The organism is Bombilactobacillus apium, assembly GCF_013385145.1.
GTDB lineage: Bacteria > Bacillota > Bacilli > Lactobacillales > Lactobacillaceae > Bombilactobacillus > Bombilactobacillus apium.
Genome location: NZ_JABZEC010000003.1, coordinates 215,898 through 233,152, shown reverse-complemented (window position 1 = coordinate 233,152; position 17,255 = coordinate 215,898). Strand labels below are relative to the sequence as shown.

The window sequence follows — 17,255 nt, the reverse complement described above, 5'->3', positions numbered from 1 at the left end:
GGAAAGCTACTTAATTAGGCTAGCCCGTTTTAGTGTCGGGTTAAGAGAATTGGCTTGGAGATATGGTGTTTGTCATCGGCGATCACGAGACCCATTTCTTGCTCGCCTAAGGCTTGATTTTTAACGCGGATTTTACTTTGGTCAGTAATTGTAAATTGATAGTGGAGTTGAACAGCTAATTTTAGTAATTTAGTTCGCGGAGTTGAATTCAAACGACCATTAATAAATAAATGGTATTGGGGATATTGTTGCATCACTTGTTGAATTGTCGTCCAGGTAGCTGGATTGCGTAATTGGGCAACTGTTAAAGCTAGAGCAACCCGTTCACGAAAGTTGCCTAAAAATTGCCGCTTTTCGTCAGGGTTAAGCTGGGGAGTACCAAAGACATTCTTTTTGAGATAATCTTCGAGATTGGTCATCTAGAACCTCCTAGGAAAAATCATAATCGGAAGGGGAATTGGAGTTCGAGCTACTTTTCTTATTGGCTAAGATGATTTTAGCAATTCGATAATTAGCTAAGCCGATACTTTTGGCACTTTCTAGATCATGTGTGTGGGAAGCACTATCTTCGTGTTGCCAGTAATGGTATAACGGCGGGGATTGGATATAAAAATTTTGTGCGTGGACAGCATATTGAACATTGAAAATTTGATCTTCCATTAAGGAAATATCAGGGTCAAACTCTAGTTGGTATTTACGAATTAGATCCGTCCGGTAGACTTTGTTCCAAGTATAGCCCATCACAGATCCCGACATTTTCGTGATTTGACGAATAACTTCGGCTTGATCGCAGAAACCTTGAATTGTGGTAGTCGGAATTTTAGCATTCTTCTTCGGCGGTTCCTTGATATAACCACAAACCGCTAAATCAAGGTGATAGTAGGTAAAGCAACGCAAAAAAAAGTCGGTATAATTGGGCTCAACCCAGTCGTCACCGTCTATAAAAGTAATCAGCTCTCCTTGAGCCTCTTTAATTCCTGCGTTACGAGCACTGGAAATTCCCTGATTGCTGGGGAGGGTTAAAAGTCGAAACTGACTGTGTTCTTGTACCCAACTGCTAGCGAGAGCATTAGTTTGGTCGGTTGAACCATCGTCGACAAGGATAACTTCAAAATCTGGGTTAGTTTGGGCAAGTAATGATTGGAGATTTTTCATCAAGTGCCCCGCTTCATTGTATAATGGAATGATAATACTTAATTTGGGCATTTAATCACCTTAACTTATATTGTAAAAGAATTGTTTCCAAATTGCATTACTTGGAGGAGATTTTACAGAGGTGAATTATGAATCAGGGGAGATAAATTATGCCAAACCGAATTTTTCCATTTCAAAAAACTTATAATTTACGCGAACTGGGAGGCTATCCTACAGAAATGGGGCGCCAATTGCGCTGGCATAAATTGCTGCGAGCGGGCTATTTAAGTGAATTAACCAAGGATGAACAAAACTTCTTGACTGACTATGGACTGCGCTATTGCGTTGATTTGCGTTCAGATTATGAGCGGCAGAATTGGCCTGATCCGGCGGTCGATAGTTGGCATAATTATCATTGGCCTTTATATCCCGGTGATGGTAGTGGAGAAAGACAATATCATCAGTTGCCGGCAGCCATTCAGGGAGTGGGCTTAGCTCAAATGTATCAAGCAGTGGTTTTGGATCAACACTGTCAGCGGGTCTTCCAAGCCTTTTTTCAGCTCTTATTGACTAATGATCAACCTGAAAAAGTAGTCTTATTTCACTGTTCAGCGGGGAAAGATCGCACCGGAATCTTAGCTATTTTGTTTTTATTTGTTTTAAAAGTACCGCTAGCTGTGATTACCCGCGACTATTTATTGACCAATTTGATGTATCAACAAAACTCGGATTTGCGGGGACTCCGTAATTCAGCCGATGCCCAGTTGGAGCAAATTAATTTAACGCCAGCCGATCAAGCAACAATTGCGGCCGTTGAAAAGGCCCTGTTGAGCGTCTACGGTAGCTGGAATCAATTTCGCCAACAAGTTTTAAAATTAACTCCCGCTGACTACCAGCATTTAATTGAATTATATACTGAACCCCAAACACGGAGATCTTAAGGTAAAGTTTCCAGTTGATAAGCTTGGCAATGAGTTTTCAGTGGTTGATCACAGCTGAAACGAATTTGTGGTGGAGTCAGAAAATGATAAGATTCAGAAAAAGTTAAGTAGCCATCGTTGACAAAAATTTCGAGTGAGTTTTGATCGCCAAAGATCTGTAATTTTAGACTTGCTGAATCTTTCAAAGTGGCGGGAGCATCACTAGTGCTATCGTGACGATGCAAAACTAGACGCTTTTGATCGCGCCGATATTGGAGTTGCAAAAGGACTTGGTCATGAGCATCTAACCAATCGAGAGTCAATTCTTGACCAGACCAAGTGCTAAGATCCAAGTTTAAGTTAAGTTCAAAGTTGAGTTGATTTTGCAAAATAATTTGTTGTTTTTGGGGAATTAGTTGGCAATCTTGCAAAAGTTCTTGCCGCAAATCTTGTAATTCCGCTATTGGGTGCATGAACAGGTGACCCTCCTCAAAGGTTAACTCTCGAGGCAACATTAAAGACCGGGTCGTTTCACAGGCTTGGTTAGAAGTCGGATCATTGTCTAGCCAGCCCATGATTAGGTAACGCCCATCAGGTGCAAGTAAAGTTTGGGTAATCCCTGAGTTGTGACCGAAATCTAAGCGCTGCCACTCTGGTTTTTGGAAGCTGACTTGTTGGTAATTTAAATTGCCGTAACAATAGTAACTCTGGGTATGATGCTGGCCGTGTTGATCTTTGGCCCCGAGATAAGAAACAAGTAGAATATCTTTACCGTTAAGGTGGAGCAGATTAAGATATTCAACCTGGGCCTTAGCCTTGAGGGGCAGAGGTAAAATGGCACCTAAATAAAGCCAGTGGTGTAAGTTATTAGCGGTGTAAATTAGAGCCTGTTGCTGCTGGTGATCGTCGACTCCTTTTAAGAGGAGAAAATATTTACCATCGTGCTCCCAAATTTGTGGATTACTCAGTTTTCGCCAGTGAAGTTGATCTGCTGAGCTAAGTACTGGATTATGATAGTCAGGGGTGAAGGTCACTGCGTCCCGGCTAAAAGCGATATTTTGATTATAGGTTAAGCTATAGTTACTATTTTGTTGGGTACTAGTATAAATTAAGTAGAGAACATCTTTTTTAATCAGGACACTGCCCGCAAAGTATTGTCCAGTAAAGGATTGATTCTTGACGGGTAAATCAATCGGAACTGTTTGCCAGTAAACTAGGTCCCGGCTACGCAAATGTCCCCAAACTAATTGATGGAGGTCACCGGGAAGAAGACGGTATTGATAAAATAAATGGTAATAACCTTCATAATAACAAAAACCGTTGGGACTATTAAAAATACCGCGCATTGATTTGACATGGTAACTGGACCCCGGAAAGGGAATCATGTTTTCGTTAGTTAGCATCGCCATTTTCTTCCTCAATTTAAATAATATGTCAGTTATTAATTAATCACTTAGTTAATACTTGCTAAAGGTAATTGTTGCATAGAGTCTGTCAAAAACATTCTATGTTTCTATATAGAATAATGTTATCTGTAAGCGATAATGTCATAGATATCCAGTAAGGAAAAGTGTCACTTAATCTAGTATCCTCTGAAGTATATTTGAGAGGGGTCTTTTATGAAAAAGGTGGAATTATCTATAGATCAAGAACAACATTATCGTTTGATTAAACGCATAGCCAATCAACCAACTGCAATCTTAACGGCAGCAGTTAAACTTGACTGCTTGTCACGAACCATCTATCGTCTCCGCAATAAATATTGGCAACAAGGTAAAGCTGCTTTTGTTCATGGCAATACCAATCATTCTCCCGCAAATAAACTTCCGCCGGCTTTGACGCGAAAGTTTATCTCAGGGCTTTAACTTTGATCACTTTCGTGAATTTCTCTTAGAACGAGAACAGATTTCCATCTCTGAATTAACTCTCCGAAAACTCTTTCGCCAACACCAGATTCTAGCTCCCAAGGCTTGAAAAGCTACTCGTAGTCATGTTCGTTCCGAATTACGAGCTAAAGAAAAAAGAAACCATAACTTATCTCAACAAGCTCACATTACCTTAGCTGCAATTTCTGAAATTGAATCGGTTAAAGCTCATCCAGAACGTCCACGGAAGAAATATGCAGGTGAACTAGTTCAAATGGATGCCTCCAAGGAAATTTGGTTTGGATCCCACAAAGCTACCTTACATCTAGTGATTGATGATCATTCAAGAATGGTTGTCGGAGCCCACTTTGCAGCTGAAGAAACCCTTCAAGGTTATTACCACGTCCTTGTCCAAATCTTACATGATTTTGGCGCTCCGGCAAAATTTCTCACCGACAATCGGCTCACCTTTAATTATGTTAAAAAACGGGTGCTCCCGCAAAGGATCACCCGCTCACACGTTTTAGTTATGTCTGAAAAACTCTCGGTACTGAACTAAAGACGACTAGTATCTCCCAAGCCAAAGGGCGAGTAGCACGTTTAGTCCAAACGATGCAAGATCGTCTCCTAAGTGAACTACGTTTAACCACAATTAAAACTATTAGCGCTGCGAACAACTTCTTACCCAAGTTTATTCAACGTTTTAATCAACGCTTCGCAGAGCCCATTGACCCTAGCACGCCTGTTTTTGAGAAGCAACTAATTCCGCGTGAAATTGATCAAATTTTAATTATTGCCAATGAACCAATCATTAATTCAGGTCATTGGCTCAGTTTTGAAAATAAACGTTACTTGCCAATCCGTAATGGAGAATACGTTTATCTCAAACCACATACTAAAGTGCTCGTAATCAAGAGTTTCACTGGAAAGTTATATTTAACCACTGATCAAGACGAAGTTTATGATCTTTTCTGCATATCCACATATCAATTTTAATCAGCGTTATTTGATTCCGAATCAACCGTTAAATCCCCAGTAAAACGATCTCGAGTTCCGAAAATCACCCATCCTTGGCGATGTTTAAATTACCAAGACTATCTAGCTTCATTGAACTTTAATCGACTAGAAGCAGAAATTTTAGCCGAACAGCGATATCCATACCGCAGAACCTATGCTTAATCAAAATATGCGTCCTTCAACAGGACGCATATTTTGGAAAATCAGTGACAAAACCTAATTTAGGTCTGAGGTGCTTTCTTAGAGAAAAGATTGAATTCAATCTTATAATTACTTTAAAAGTGACAAACGATAGCTTTATTATAGCATGGAGGTTCTCTAATTACACGAATAAATTAAAAAATAACGGTAAAAGAGTTCATTTTGAATTTTAAGTAAAAGGAAATTCAAGTAAAAAGAATTTTAATTTAAATTACATTTTATTAGTAAATTGGCGAGCGATAAACTATTATAATATTAAGTAAAGGTTGGCTTGGGGAAGACAACCGGAGTTTGTGGAGAGGTAAAGGTGACCCAAAAGATGGTGACAATTGGACAACTACTGAAGAAAGGCTGCAGTGGGAGTTAACTCAAAAGCAGATGGTTCAGGGGGGATTTCAACTTCTTTTTATTCAAAAGTTGAGACCAGTAAGACGGATATTAACGCCGATGATTTATTACGAATTTTAAACCTTAATGGGATTAATAAAGTGGCCAGCGAATTGATGGATCCCTAGTCCCAATTAGCATCTTTGCGTGACTTGGGCTATTGTTGTTGGTGTGATCAGGATGTGATGCGATTACGCGAGTTACAATATAAAATCCAGCTCTTACCGCAGGATAAACCATTTGTCCAAGAATTAGCTTTGGATTGTGTTTGGGCACAAGCTGTTTTGCAACATAATCCGTTGCCCCATCACAACAGCAGCGAACGCTTTTAAGAGGGCGCTTACTTCAAGAGACAACCTATTACAGCTCTTGAGTCGTTCTTTAAAATTATTTAATTTAACGACCGCAGAAAGAATTATGAATCAAGTTAATGTGTGTGCGTTATAAACCTGATCGTAGTCTAAGTTATCAACTTGATTTTGTAGCGGTCTTAGCTAATTTTGTTCATCATTGTTATCAAGAGGATCACCTGATTTCGGCGACGACAGAAGTTCATTATTTATGTCAGTTGAGAGCACAACCCGAATTTTTCTTCTATCGCTTGGTGGGGTATTACTATGAGGCACTTTTACAACAAGATTTTGATTTCTCTAAGCAAATTGTTCAAATATTAGCAGATACAAAAGCAGAAAAATTAGCAGTAAGTTTTTTTAAATAACATTAATTAACTCTTCATCTAAATTTTCTTTGATAAATTAAGTTTCAAATTGGAAATTCGAATTTTTCTGGATAAATAAAAGTCTAGAATCGAATTAGTTGATGATTTTCCGAGGGAAATTGAAAACTAAAATTATTTTGCTTTTAAATTGTCACATTTCGTCAGATGTGAACTTGCTTCTTGAGGGGAATAATTGTTAATCAGAAGCTAATAATTTAAAGTCAACTAAAAAATCGTCTTCCAAGAGGCGTTTTTTTAGTTGACTTTTTCTCATAATCGGGCGTAAAATTCTAACAATAAATTAAAGGAGTTTGATTCAATGCGAGATTATCGGATCTTTCAACTAAATAAAAGCTGGCAAAGCTGGTAACTCGGATTGACCGCAAGCGCGGATTCGGTCTGAGACTTTTTCAGATTGGATCTGTGCCGGCTAACCCAGTAATCATGGAAGCTCGTACGGATTTAACGTACGGGTTTTTTTTTCTTGGCTTAAATAGTTTTTGATGGACAGAATTTTTGAAGAAAAGAGGTCATTTAATAATGAAAAGAATGTATACCGTAATTGCACTTTTACTTTTGTGTTTAGGAATAGGTTACTTCCAAAAGGGTAATCAACCCGCAAATAAAATTTCGAAACCGCGAGTAGGTGTCTTAACTTTAATGCATCATCCAGCTCTGGATCAGATTTACGCCGGTTTTCGTAAACAGATGGCTCGTGAAGGCTATCGTGATGGTAAGAATGTAACGATTGCCTACCAGAACGCGCAAGGTGATCAAAGCAACCTGCAAATGATGGCCCATAAATTAGTCAGTGATCGAGCAGATGTTTTATTCGGGATTACGACCCCGGCTTCACAAGCCTTAGCTAACTCCACAACCAAGATTCCGGTAGTTTTGGGGGCAGTAACTAATCCTCAAGGAGCTGGCTTAGTGAAAAATAATCAGCGTCCCGGAGCTAATATTACGGGAGTGAGTGATCGGGCCCCGATTAAAGAACAGTTTCGGCTGATTTTGAAGTTTTTACCGCATGTTAAAACGCTAGGAATTATCTATACTTCTAATGATAATTCTGCAGTTACTGAAGAAGCGGAATTTGTTAAAGAAGCTAAACGTCATAATGTGGAATTAAAAGCATATTCAATTGCTAATAGTAATGATTTGAATCAGGTTTCCCAACAAATGCTAACCGAAGTGGAAGGAGTCATCGTGACTACCGATAATACGGTCGCGGGGGCGATGCAGACTTTGGTAAAAAATGCCGATGCCGTTCACAAACCGATTTTTCCAGCGGTCGATACGATGGTTAAACAAGGTGGCGTCGCGGCCTATAGTATTAATCAATATCGGTTGGGTGAAGAAAGTGGTAAATTAACAGCCGCCATTTTACGGGGCGACAAAAAGCCAGCCACCACAGCGATTAGATATCTTAAACATGGTGAACCAGTCTTGAATCTCAAGCAGGCCCAAAAGTTAGGCTTAAAAATTCCGGCAGACTTTCAAAAAGAAGCCGAAACATCCGGAAAGGTTTTTCACTGAAAAAAATTAATCACCGAAAAAAGTTCCCTGAATAAAATTAAAAAGAGCGCCTCATTTCTTCGTTATTAAGTGTCCTGATCTCAAAGTTAGATTTTGGGTCTAGTTTTTGGGAGTTACTACAAGGACAGCGAGAAAGTTGAGGAGCTCTTTTATTGATTTAAGCTAGCGTTTTACTCGTAAAACATAGCGAACAATTAGCTCGCGGACAATTAAAAAGATTGGATAAAAAGCTAGGAGTAAGATTAAAATCGGTTCTCGCAGTTGAGGGGAGAAGATGGCGCTAATTTTGAAGAACCGCCCCCACCAACTAAAGATAGTTAGGTTGAGCAAGAAGAGCCCGAGAAATAAAGAGACATTGGCTCGATTCCAAGGACGAGAAGTTGTCCATAAAGCCGCAAAACTGACCAAGCTAATGACCCAGACTGATAAAGTTGAGGTTTGGCTAAAGGACCAATTGAATCCGCGCCCACAAGCGATGATTCCCATGACTAAAGCCGTAATTTCTAGAGCTGCGGGCAAGGCGACTTGCAAAACGTTACGAAAGAAGCGGCCCTCAGGAGGACGAAAATCTGGTTGCAAAGCTAGGAAGAGAGTCGGGATGCCCACGGTAATAGCATTAACCGGCGTCATTTGCGCCGGATAAAAAGGATAACTGGTATGAATCAAAATAAAGAAAATCGTTAAAGCAGCTGAATACATGGTTTTGATTAAATATAGGGCAGCGACACGTTCAATATTATTGATCACCCGTCGTCCTTCTTTAAGAACCTCAATCAAGGAATCAAAGTCCTGATTGAGCAAGACAAAATCGGCGGCACTTTCGGCAGCATCACTGTTGCCGGCAATCGCAATCCCACAGTCTGATTGGCGCATCGCCAAGACGTCGTTAACGCCATCTCCAGTCATTGCGACCTTGTGCTTTTGGTTTTGCAGAGCGGTAATTAGTTCTTGTTTTTGGTTGGGGAGAGTCCGGCCAAAAATTGTATACTTTTCGACGAGATCATTAAAGTCAGTGGTGGCACCGATTTCTGACATATCGACATACTGCTCAGCTTGGGGTAACTTAACTTGTTGCGCTACCTTGGATACAGTTTGAGGATCATCACCAGAAATAACTTTGAGGGTAATTCCCTGCGTCCGTAGATAGCTAAAGGTATTTTGGGCAGTGGGTCGGACCTCATCGTTAATCAGGAGGAAACCTTGAAGTTGCCCGGAAGTTAAATGACTCTGAATTTCTTGACTGGCTTGCACGAGGGCCAAAACCCGAAAGCCTTGTTGCGCGTATTGCTGAGCTTGTGCTAATTCTTGGGGATCAGTTAAGAGGAAAGTTGGCGCCCCTAAGGCCCAGTAATTTTGATCAACAAAGTTAGCTGCCAACCATTTTCGTTCCGAGGAAAAAGGCACCACACTCAAGATCTGTTGGAGATCAAGCTGGAAGGAACAATTCTTTAAAATAGCTTGGGCGGTCTCATTTTGTTCCTGAGTTGCTAACATAATTTTCTGTGCCCGAATCAGTAATTGATCTGAAGAAATAGCTGCGGTGGAGATAACTTCATGCAGCCGTAAATCACCCGTGGTGATCGTGCCAGTCTTGTCGAGGCAAAGGGTATCGACGCGTGCTAAAGATTCTAGAGCAGTCATCGATTTAACGAGCACTTGGTGTTTGCTCAAGTGCATTGTCCCGACGGCTAAAGCCACCGAAGTTAAAAGAACTAATCCTTGGGGAATCATGCCAAGCATCGAAGCTGAAGTGCCAAGGATAGCAGAATTTAGTTGATGGTGGCGGCCATAGACGGTTAAAAATAAAATTAAGCCCAAAGGAATAATAGTATAGGTAACTAATTGGATAATGCGGTTGATGATCTGCAGTAGTTGGGAAACTTCGTGTTTTTGATCGCGAGCATTGGCGGCTAATTGGTTGGCAAAACTTTCAGAGCCAACTGCGGTCAATTGCAGCCAAGCTTGGCCACCGGTGATAATGCTTCCAGAAAGAAGTTGCTCGCCAACTTGCTTGGCAATTGCTCGCGATTCGCCCGTTAAGTTAGATTCGTCAACTTCAATTTGTTGAGTTTGGCGTACTAAAGCATCTGCTGGAACTTGATCACCGCGTTTTAAGTAAACTAAGTCGCCGCGAACCAGTTCGTCTTGAAAAATCGGGACTTCCTGGCGGTTACGACGGGTAGTAACTTGTTGGCGATTGAGAAAAGTCATTTGGTCGAGTTCTTTTTTGGCTTTGACTTCTTGGTAGGTTCCGATTAAAAAATTGGCAACAACGGGGCCTAAAAAGAGCAGATTAGCGTAACTACCGGTTGTAAAAATTAAGACTGCCAAAACTAGGTTAATCAAGTTGAATAATGTGCAGAGATTTTTTGATATAATCATAGTTACTGGCGTGGAATTGTTCGGAGTTTGGTTTAACTGTCCCGCTTGCTTTTGCGCTTGCACTTGAGCGGTAGTTAAACCAGTTGTGAGATTAGTTTCTTCCATGATTACACCTCAATATTTTCACTGTCAGAATCACTAATATTATATAATAAAATAATTGATGAAAGAGGAATAAGATTGACTCAAAATTTGTTTTTTGATTTAGATGGCACCATTATTAATAGCGCCCAAGGGATTATGAATACCTTGCGTAAGATTTATCAACAAGAGAATTTAACGGTTCCTTTAGATAATGTTTTGCGAAAGTTTATTGGGCCGCCCTTGACGGAAAGTTTTGAAAAATACAGTCAAATTAAGGCACAAAGTCCCTTGGCGCATAAATTAATTAAAGATTTTCAAGTAGAATATGGTCGTCAGGGTTGGCAGGAAATGGAGCTTTACCCGCAAGTTGTCCCTATGTTACAGCAGTTGCAAGAACGGGGCAAGAACTTGTATATCGCTACCGCTAAGCCGGAATCTTTCGCACACCAAATTATTGATTACTTAGAGTTGAATGTTTATTTTACCGGAGTTTATGGTTCCGATTTATCGGAGACAATGCATAAAGCAGATGTGATTGCTCACGCAATGCAAGCGGAAAAATTAACAGATCCGCAAGATATTTTGATGGTTGGCGATCGTGATACCGATGTTTTAGGTGCCCGAGAAAATCAAATTGCGACCATTGGTGTTTTGTATGGCTTTGGCTCAGCTGAAGAGTTAACAAATGCTGGTGTAGTCAGCTTAGCCCAGACACCATTGGATGTTGTAGAACAGGTTAAGTGATAATTAATGAAAAAGAAATTTTGGAAAATTACTTTGGGAACCTTGATTGTTTTACTAGTTGGAGCTGACTTGGGTGGAGCCTACTACTTGTTTAACTTTGCTTTCAAAAAGGGCGGCTATAGTTCTCGGGGCTCTGATGCGTCGGAAACGAGTACTCAACGCTGGGCCCGTCAACAAAAACAGGAAAGATGGACCCAAACTAGTTTTGATGGTTTGAAAATGAAGGCCCGTTATTATCCGGCCCCGCAGCCGACTAAGAAAACGATTGTCGTTGTCCATGGTTATGGAGATAATAGTTTAACCGTGGGTCAGTATAGTCAATTATTCCATGAGGCTGGTTATAATGTTTTAACACCTGATGGTCGGGCCGCAGGGATGAGTCAAGGCAAGTATCTTGGTTACGGCTGGCAAGATCGGGACGATTTGGCCTGGTGGATTAAACAAGTCCAAAAAAGACAAGGTCCGCAGGGAGAAATTGGTTTGTATGGCTTAAGTATGGGCGCCGCTGAGGTTATGTATTATCTGGGCTTGAAGGTGCCTAAACAAGTGAAGTTCGCGATTACAGATTGTGGTTATGCCTCCATCAAGGGCGAATTGCAACATGAATTACAATCTTTATTCCATCTGCCGAGTTTCCCTTTATTGCCGACCGCTAATCTCTTCGCGAAAACGATCGCTCATTATGACTTTTATGCCGCTGATACTAAAAAAACCTTGCGCCAGAACCGAATTCCCCTCTTTATTATTCACGGGACCAAAGATGACTTTGTTCCTACCAAACATGCCCGTATAAATTATGATAATAATCACGGACCAAAGAAACTCTGGTTAGTTTCTGGAGCCAAACATGCCCAGTCCTACCAAATGCAGCCCCAAAAGTATCGCCAAAAAGTTATCCAATGGACACAAAAATATTTTCAAAATGAGGTCAAAAATCATGGTACAAATTAATTTTCAACCCGAAGTAGTCGCTAAGTTAGAGCAAAAAGATTTAAGCAAGTATCATATTTTACTGGATTTGGAGGACGGGACCGCTTTTGATGAACGGCATGCCCTCAGTTGTTCCTTCGATGTTAATTTCCGCCTTCTTTTAGTACCCAAGGAAGTCTCCTTACCCGATTTTTATTTAATGGTCGATTCTAATTTGGGGCCGATCGGGGTCAAGAAGAATTCCCAGATGTATCTGGATTCGAATTTAAAATTAACGCAAAAAGCCGGTTCATCAGCAATTATTTTACAAAATGATTCGGGGATTATTGATAGTAATGTTCCTGTGAAAATCGTCTCTGGAGAATAAGTTTCGACTTTCTGAAAGTAGAAATCGATTACATCTCTTGAATTGGTGTTCAGGGTTTTACTTTTGCGGTAAAATAGCTTTGTACGTTAAATCTATGATTCTTTTTTAGGAGGATTAACATGGCTTTAGTAAATGGAACCGAAATTTTTGACAAAGCTCGTGCTGGTAAATATGCTGTCGGTGCTTTCAATACCAATAACTTGGAATGGACCCGGGCAATTTTAGGTGCTGCTCAAGAAACTAAGACCCCAATCTTGATTCAAACATCAATGGGTGCTGCTAAGTACATGGGTGGCTATGAACTTTGCTTACATTTGGTTCAAGACACTATCAAGTCAATGGGAATTACCGTTCCTGTTGTTATGCACTTGGATCACGGAAACTACGAAGCTGCCAAAGAATGTATCGAAGTTGGTTACAACTCTGTAATGTTCGATGGTCATGACTTACCATTCGAAGAAAACTTAGAAAAAACTAAAGAAATTGTTAAATTAGCTCATGCTAAGGGAATTTCTGTTGAAGCCGAAGTTGGTTCCATTGGGGGAACTGAAGACGGAATTACCGGTGATGGTGAATTAGCTAGCGTTGAAGAAGCTGAAACTTTAGCTGCTACTGGCGTTGACTACTTGGCTTGTGGAATTGGTAACATCCACGGTGTTTATCCAGATGACTGGACCGGTTTGAACTTTGACCGTTTGCAAGAAATTGCTGCTGCTGTGAAGACTCCATTAGTCTTGCATGGTGGTTCCGGTATTCCTAAGGAACAAATCGTGAAAGCTGTTTCCATGGGTATTTCCAAGGTTAACGTGAACACTGAATGTCAATTGGCCTTTGCTAAAGCAACCCGCGAATACATCGAAGGTGGTCATGACCAAGATGTTGACGCTAAAGGTTACGATCCTCGTAAATTATTGGCTCCAGGAACTGAAGCAATCAAGGATTGTGTCAAAGAACGGATTGCTTGGTTCAACACACCTTCTATCTAAATTACAATTTAAATTAATTAAAAAATGGCGCCGATTAAATTCGGCACCATTTTTTTGTTTAATTAGGGATGATTTTAAGCGGATCCCTAGTTGGACTTATTGTCTTAGGGTTGAGGGCCCGTTCCTTTGGCTTTGGATTTGTTTCTCAGAAAATATTTTTAGGGATCTTGTAAAAGGGTTGCAATCTGAGTTTTCCAAAAATTCCAAGGATTTACCCGGTGATTTTGAATTGCTTGGCTAATTAGGAAATTCTTTAAATTTTCTTTTTCGGGACGATCAAGAAAAAAGTAACTTTGGGGGATGGTCAGTGGCGGATAGTATTCTTGTAAAGTGGAACGAGCAATTGGCGCCAGCTGGCTGACTTCTAAAATTGGTAACGCATAACCTTGCAGGTGGCCAGCAAAATAACTTTCAATTTCGTCTAGTGGATCTTGCTGAAGAAGAGTTCCGATCTGCTTTAGTTTAGTGATTGAAGTTTTGATAGGGGGAGCAGTATGTAGGAAAAGAGAGACAGCGCCTTGTTTTCCAGTTGTATAAGTGAAGATTTGACTTTCCCGGCGCGAGAATCGTTTGCGATATTCGATAATTTTCTTTCCACTACTGATGGTCGTGCTTGCTTGCGGATGAAGGGCTAGAAAAAGGGTGGGCAATTGAGGATTATAAAGATTTTGGATGGTTTCTAAAGTCATTATTTTCTCCCCCTAGTTTTAGCAACCAATTTAAAGTTAGAGTAGAAAAATTCTTAATTAATTTCAAAAGAATAAGGACCGACTAAAAGTCGGCCCTTATTTCCACCCAAATACGACAACTAACTTTAGGAATTTCCTCTTAAAATTAGTATGGTTATAAGCTAGCACATAAATTAGCAATTGACAAGAAATTTGACTCAAATTCTTTTTCAAATTAATAATTGGAGAAAAATGCTTTTTGGAAAAGAAGAAATTTTCACTTGTTTTTAGAAGAAAGAGTTGCTAAACTGAATTTGATAACGCATACACTAGGGGTGCTCAAAAGAGCTGAGATGGCAAAAAGCCAATCCCTTTGAACCTGTTAAGTTAAGACTTGCGAAGGAAAGTGTAGTTCTCCATTAATTTTTAAAATTCGGGGACTTTCTGGGCTCAGGTCGGGAAAGTTCTTTTTTTGAGAAAAATGGAGGCAATGAGGATCATGGGTGAAAGTAAATCTGGGAGTTTATTCTTACTTTGGCTAGGGGCGGCAATTTCAATTGCCGAAATTGTAACCGGAACTTTAATAGCCCCTTTAGGATTTGGGCGCGCGTTGGGGGCGATCTTTCTAGGACATTTTATCGGCTGTTTTCTTTTTCTCTGGCCGGCCGGCTATCTATCGGCCCGCTACCATCGGACGGCAATTCAAGCTACAGGGCTAGCCTTTGGAAAGACGGGGATCCGTTTGTTTTCGGTTTTAAATGTCCTCCAACTTTTGGGCTGGACAGCGGTAATGATTGTTAATGCTCAATTGGCGATGAATAGTCTATCCCAATCATTATTTAACTACCAATCGGTGTTGATGATGTCGGTTATTGCCGCGGTTTTGATCATTTTGATCTTGTCTTTGAAACAAAATTGGTTATTAAAAGTTAATAATTGGCTTGTGCTCTTACTAGCCGGTGCGATGCTTGTTTTTCTGGGAACTCTGCTTCTTCGTAGTCCGCAGACCAGCCAGGGAGCACTGCCGAAAATCACTTTTGGCAATGCCGTGGAGTTAAATGTAACCATGGCTTTATCTTGGTTACCGTTGATTGGTGACTATACCCAACAAACGCGTCAGCCCCGCAAGATCAGCCTAGTTAGTGTTAGTGGCTACTGTTTGGGTAGTTTGGTGATGTTTATTTTAGGATTAGTGATCGTTCAATTCACGGGGCAAAGTGATTTAAGTCGAGCTCTGGCTCAATCCCAATTAGGATTAGGCGCACTTTTGATTGTCGTCTTTTCAACGGTCACAACCACTTTTATTGATGCCTATTCGGCGGGCGTAAATCTGCGGAACTTGTTTCCCCGGATCAATCCCCATTGGGCAGCGATTGGGATTACTCTTCTCGGACTATTAATTGCGCTCTTAGTTTCGATGAAGTATTATGAGAGTTTCTTGTACGCTATCGGGGCCGTTTTTGCACCGCTGTTTGCGATTGTCTTCGTTAGTGTTTTTGTTCTTCACCAACGCTTATCGTGGACGGTTAACTTTATTTGGTGGCTAATTGGCGTGGTCGGCTATTATGGTTTACAAAAAATTAACTTCTTCTTGGGCCCAACCTGTTTATTATTGATCTTATTAGGATTGGGGATTTACTTGTCCAGTTTAATAACTCCCAAGTATCCTCTGGGGTCAAACCAGAATAGTTAGGTGATAACAGCTGTTGTTTTTGCCAGCTAATAGCGTACTGATACCTATTTATTACTAGATTTCGGCGGAAACTCTAAATTTAGCGAAGATCGTCAGCAGTCGGAAAAAAGACAGTTTTAAAAATTTTCAGTTATTAATCTAAAACCAATCTTTTTAATAAAAAGCTTGCTTTTTGGATTCGACTCGTTATAATGAGTCCATAGTTAAATGAAAGCTAATCGGAAAGACGAGTAAGATAGGGCAATACTGATAGTGAATTGGTGCTAGTGGAAAACCAAACAGTGATTGATATCTGAATAACACTTTCTGGAGTTGCTCAGTTGTGTCGTTAATTAATGCAAAATTGAGTCGGTACCAGCCCGTTATCTTTGGTCGCAGATGTTAGTCTGTGAAATAAGTTGGCTACGTGCGTAGCAACTAGGGTGGTACCGCGAGTTCTTCGTCCCTTGAGAGGGAAGAAGGGCTCTTTTTTTCGTTAATGATTTGCTCAGAGGAGGATTTTTCATGCAGTTAGTAATTCCTAAGGACTATGATCCCAAGCTCTCCTTGCGGGAAACTGAAGCCGCAATTCGTTATATTCGGGAAACTTTTCAAACCGAAATTGGTCAAAAATTAAATTTAGAACGTTTATCGGCACCAATGTTTGTTGATCGAGCTACGGGTTTGAATGACAACTTGAATGGGATCGAACGTCCGGTATCCTTTACCATGCCGGAATTACCGGGAGCAACTTTAGAAATTGTCCATTCCTTAGCGAAGTGGAAACGCTATGCTCTCCAGAAATATGACTTTCAAGTTCATGAAGGTTTGTATACGAACATGAATGCCATCCGAAAAGATGAAGAATTGGATAACCTCCACTCAGTCTACGTTGACCAGTGGGATTGGGAGAAGGTAATCACTAAAGAAGAACGGACCTTGACCACTTTGAAACAAACTGTTAAACAGATTTTTGCAGTAATTAAGCATTTGGAACACGAAGTTTGGTATCGGTACCCGAATGCAATTTATCGTCTACCTGAAGAAATTCATTTTGTGACCACCCAAGAATTGGCTGATCAATATCCTGAGTTAACGGCTAAGCAAAGAGAAGATCGAATTTGTCAGGAATATGGTGCTGTCTTTGTCATGCAAATTGGGGGCAAGTTGACCACGGGAGAACGTCATGATGGTCGAGCACCGGACTATGATGACTGGCAATTAAATGGCGATATTTTGTTCTGGTATGAACCACTTCAACGAGCTTTGGAAATTTCCAGTATGGGAATTCGAGTCGATGAAGATGCCTTAGTGCGTCAATTGGCCGACTTAGATGCCCAAGAACGGCTCCAGTTGCCTTTCCACCAAATGATCTTGCATCAGCAGTTGCCATATACGATTGGTGGGGGAATTGGGCAATCTCGTTTATGTATGTTGTTATTAGGTAAAGCGCACATCGGAGAAGTCCAAGCTAGTGTTTGGCCGGAAGAAATGTTGGCGGAATGCGAACAACACCAGATTCATATCCTGTAAGATAATTTAAAATTAGCAATAAAAAATCCGACTAGGGAATTAGTCGGATTTTTCTTTGGATTAAGGTTTATTTAAATAACACGACGAGCAAAACTAGGATACCAAGCATAG

At 40.5% G+C, this 17,255-nt stretch carries 19 protein-coding genes, 1 riboswitch and 1 other annotated feature; of the genes, 14 read left to right on the top strand and 5 right to left on the bottom strand.

Annotated elements, in window-relative coordinates:
* Positions 1-29: 29 nt before the first annotated feature.
* Both HU830_RS04575 and HU830_RS04570 read right to left on the bottom strand, forming a co-directional pair.
* Positions 30-419 (bottom strand): YueI family protein, encoded by a 390-nt coding sequence (locus HU830_RS04575; protein WP_176942605.1) that lies wholly within the window; start codon positions 417-419, stop codon positions 30-32.
* A 10-nt stretch (positions 420-429) separates the two neighbouring features.
* Complete coding sequence (locus HU830_RS04570) at positions 430-1,206, bottom strand: glycosyltransferase family 2 protein (protein ID WP_176942604.1); 777 nt, start codon at positions 1,204-1,206, stop codon at positions 430-432.
* Between the two features lie 98 nt (positions 1,207-1,304).
* Here HU830_RS04570 and HU830_RS04565 point away from each other — a divergent pair, with 98 nt between their 5' ends.
* Positions 1,305-2,075, top strand: coding sequence for a tyrosine-protein phosphatase (locus tag HU830_RS04565; RefSeq protein ID WP_176942603.1), 771 nt, complete (start codon positions 1,305-1,307; stop codon positions 2,073-2,075).
* On the opposite strand, the gene HU830_RS04560 is transcribed toward HU830_RS04565, so the two are convergent.
* Complete coding sequence (locus HU830_RS04560; RefSeq protein ID WP_176942602.1) at positions 2,072-3,457, bottom strand: glycoside hydrolase family 32 protein; 1,386 nt, start codon at positions 3,455-3,457, stop codon at positions 2,072-2,074. The genes HU830_RS04565 and HU830_RS04560 overlap by 4 nt on opposite strands.
* A 216-nt stretch (positions 3,458-3,673) precedes the next feature.
* On the opposite strand from HU830_RS04560, the gene HU830_RS04555 reads away from it, so the two are divergent.
* The 7 genes from HU830_RS04555 to trpX all read left to right on the top strand — a co-directional run bounded on the left by HU830_RS04555 (position 3,674) and on the right by trpX (position 7,778).
* Complete coding sequence (locus HU830_RS04555) at positions 3,674-3,919, top strand: hypothetical protein (protein WP_176942601.1); 246 nt, start codon at positions 3,674-3,676, stop codon at positions 3,917-3,919.
* 274 nt (positions 3,920-4,193) lie between these two features.
* Positions 4,194-4,478 carry a hypothetical protein gene (locus HU830_RS04550; protein WP_176942600.1) on the top strand — a complete coding sequence of 95 codons (285 nt, stop codon included), beginning with the start codon at positions 4,194-4,196 and terminating at the stop codon, positions 4,476-4,478.
* A 53-nt stretch (positions 4,479-4,531) separates the two neighbouring features.
* Entirely contained in the window at positions 4,532-4,915 is a 384-nt protein-coding gene (locus HU830_RS04545; protein WP_176942599.1) for a hypothetical protein, read from the top strand.
* Between the two features lie 578 nt (positions 4,916-5,493).
* On the top strand, positions 5,494-5,652 hold the full coding sequence (locus HU830_RS04540) for a helix-turn-helix domain-containing protein (protein ID WP_176942598.1): 159 nt from the start codon (positions 5,494-5,496) through the stop codon (positions 5,650-5,652).
* Between the two features lie 57 nt (positions 5,653-5,709).
* Positions 5,710-5,856, top strand: coding sequence for a hypothetical protein (locus tag HU830_RS04535; RefSeq protein ID WP_176942597.1), 147 nt, complete (start codon positions 5,710-5,712; stop codon positions 5,854-5,856).
* Positions 5,857-5,954: 98 nt separating this feature from the next.
* Positions 5,955-6,242 (top strand): hypothetical protein, encoded by a 288-nt coding sequence (locus tag HU830_RS04530; RefSeq protein ID WP_176942596.1) that lies wholly within the window; start codon positions 5,955-5,957, stop codon positions 6,240-6,242.
* 540 nt (positions 6,243-6,782) lie between these two features.
* Entirely contained in the window at positions 6,783-7,778 is a 996-nt protein-coding gene (gene trpX / locus HU830_RS04525; protein WP_176942595.1) for a tryptophan ABC transporter substrate-binding protein, read from the top strand.
* A 162-nt stretch (positions 7,779-7,940) separates the two neighbouring features.
* Here the strand turns inward: trpX and HU830_RS04520 are convergent, their stop codons facing one another.
* A complete protein-coding gene (locus tag HU830_RS04520) occupies positions 7,941-10,265 on the bottom strand; it encodes an HAD-IC family P-type ATPase (protein ID WP_176942594.1) in 2,325 nt (774 codons plus the stop codon).
* 75 nt (positions 10,266-10,340) lie between these two features.
* Between HU830_RS04520 and HU830_RS04515 the strand changes: the two genes are divergently transcribed.
* From HU830_RS04515 to fba, 4 genes are all read left to right on the top strand, one after another.
* The gene (locus tag HU830_RS04515) at positions 10,341-10,988 is read left to right on the top strand and encodes an HAD hydrolase-like protein (protein ID WP_176942593.1); all 648 of its coding nucleotides are present in this window, start codon (positions 10,341-10,343) and stop codon (positions 10,986-10,988) included.
* A 6-nt stretch (positions 10,989-10,994) separates the two neighbouring features.
* Positions 10,995-11,939, top strand: a complete 945-nt coding sequence (locus HU830_RS04510; RefSeq protein ID WP_176942592.1) for an alpha/beta hydrolase — start codon at positions 10,995-10,997, stop codon at positions 11,937-11,939.
* Positions 11,926-12,285, top strand: a complete 360-nt coding sequence (locus tag HU830_RS04505) for an iron-sulfur cluster biosynthesis family protein (protein ID WP_176942591.1) — start codon at positions 11,926-11,928, stop codon at positions 12,283-12,285. Before HU830_RS04510 ends, HU830_RS04505 begins: the two co-directional genes overlap by 14 nt.
* 119 nt (positions 12,286-12,404) lie before the next feature.
* Positions 12,405-13,271, top strand: a complete 867-nt coding sequence (fba, locus tag HU830_RS04500) for a class II fructose-1,6-bisphosphate aldolase (RefSeq protein ID WP_176942590.1) — start codon at positions 12,405-12,407, stop codon at positions 13,269-13,271.
* Positions 13,272-13,429: 158 nt separating this feature from the next.
* On the opposite strand, the gene HU830_RS04495 is transcribed toward fba, so the two are convergent.
* Positions 13,430-13,960 carry a hypothetical protein gene (locus HU830_RS04495; protein ID WP_176942589.1) on the bottom strand — a complete coding sequence of 177 codons (531 nt, stop codon included), beginning with the start codon at positions 13,958-13,960 and terminating at the stop codon, positions 13,430-13,432.
* Positions 13,961-14,260: 300 nt separating this feature from the next.
* A riboswitch (TPP riboswitch) is annotated at positions 14,261-14,361 on the top strand.
* Positions 14,362-14,438: 77 nt separating this feature from the next.
* Here HU830_RS04495 and cytX point away from each other — a divergent pair.
* Together cytX and asnA are read left to right on the top strand one after the other, a co-directional pair.
* A complete protein-coding gene (gene cytX, locus HU830_RS04490; protein ID WP_176942588.1) occupies positions 14,439-15,632 on the top strand; it encodes a putative hydroxymethylpyrimidine transporter CytX in 1,194 nt (397 codons plus the stop codon).
* A gap of 207 nt (positions 15,633-15,839) precedes the next feature.
* Positions 15,840-16,082: a binding site (T-box leader), on the top strand.
* Between the two features lie 54 nt (positions 16,083-16,136).
* Positions 16,137-17,144, top strand: coding sequence for an aspartate--ammonia ligase (asnA, locus tag HU830_RS04485; RefSeq protein WP_176942587.1), 1,008 nt, complete (start codon positions 16,137-16,139; stop codon positions 17,142-17,144).
* Positions 17,145-17,255: the final 111 nt, after the last annotated feature.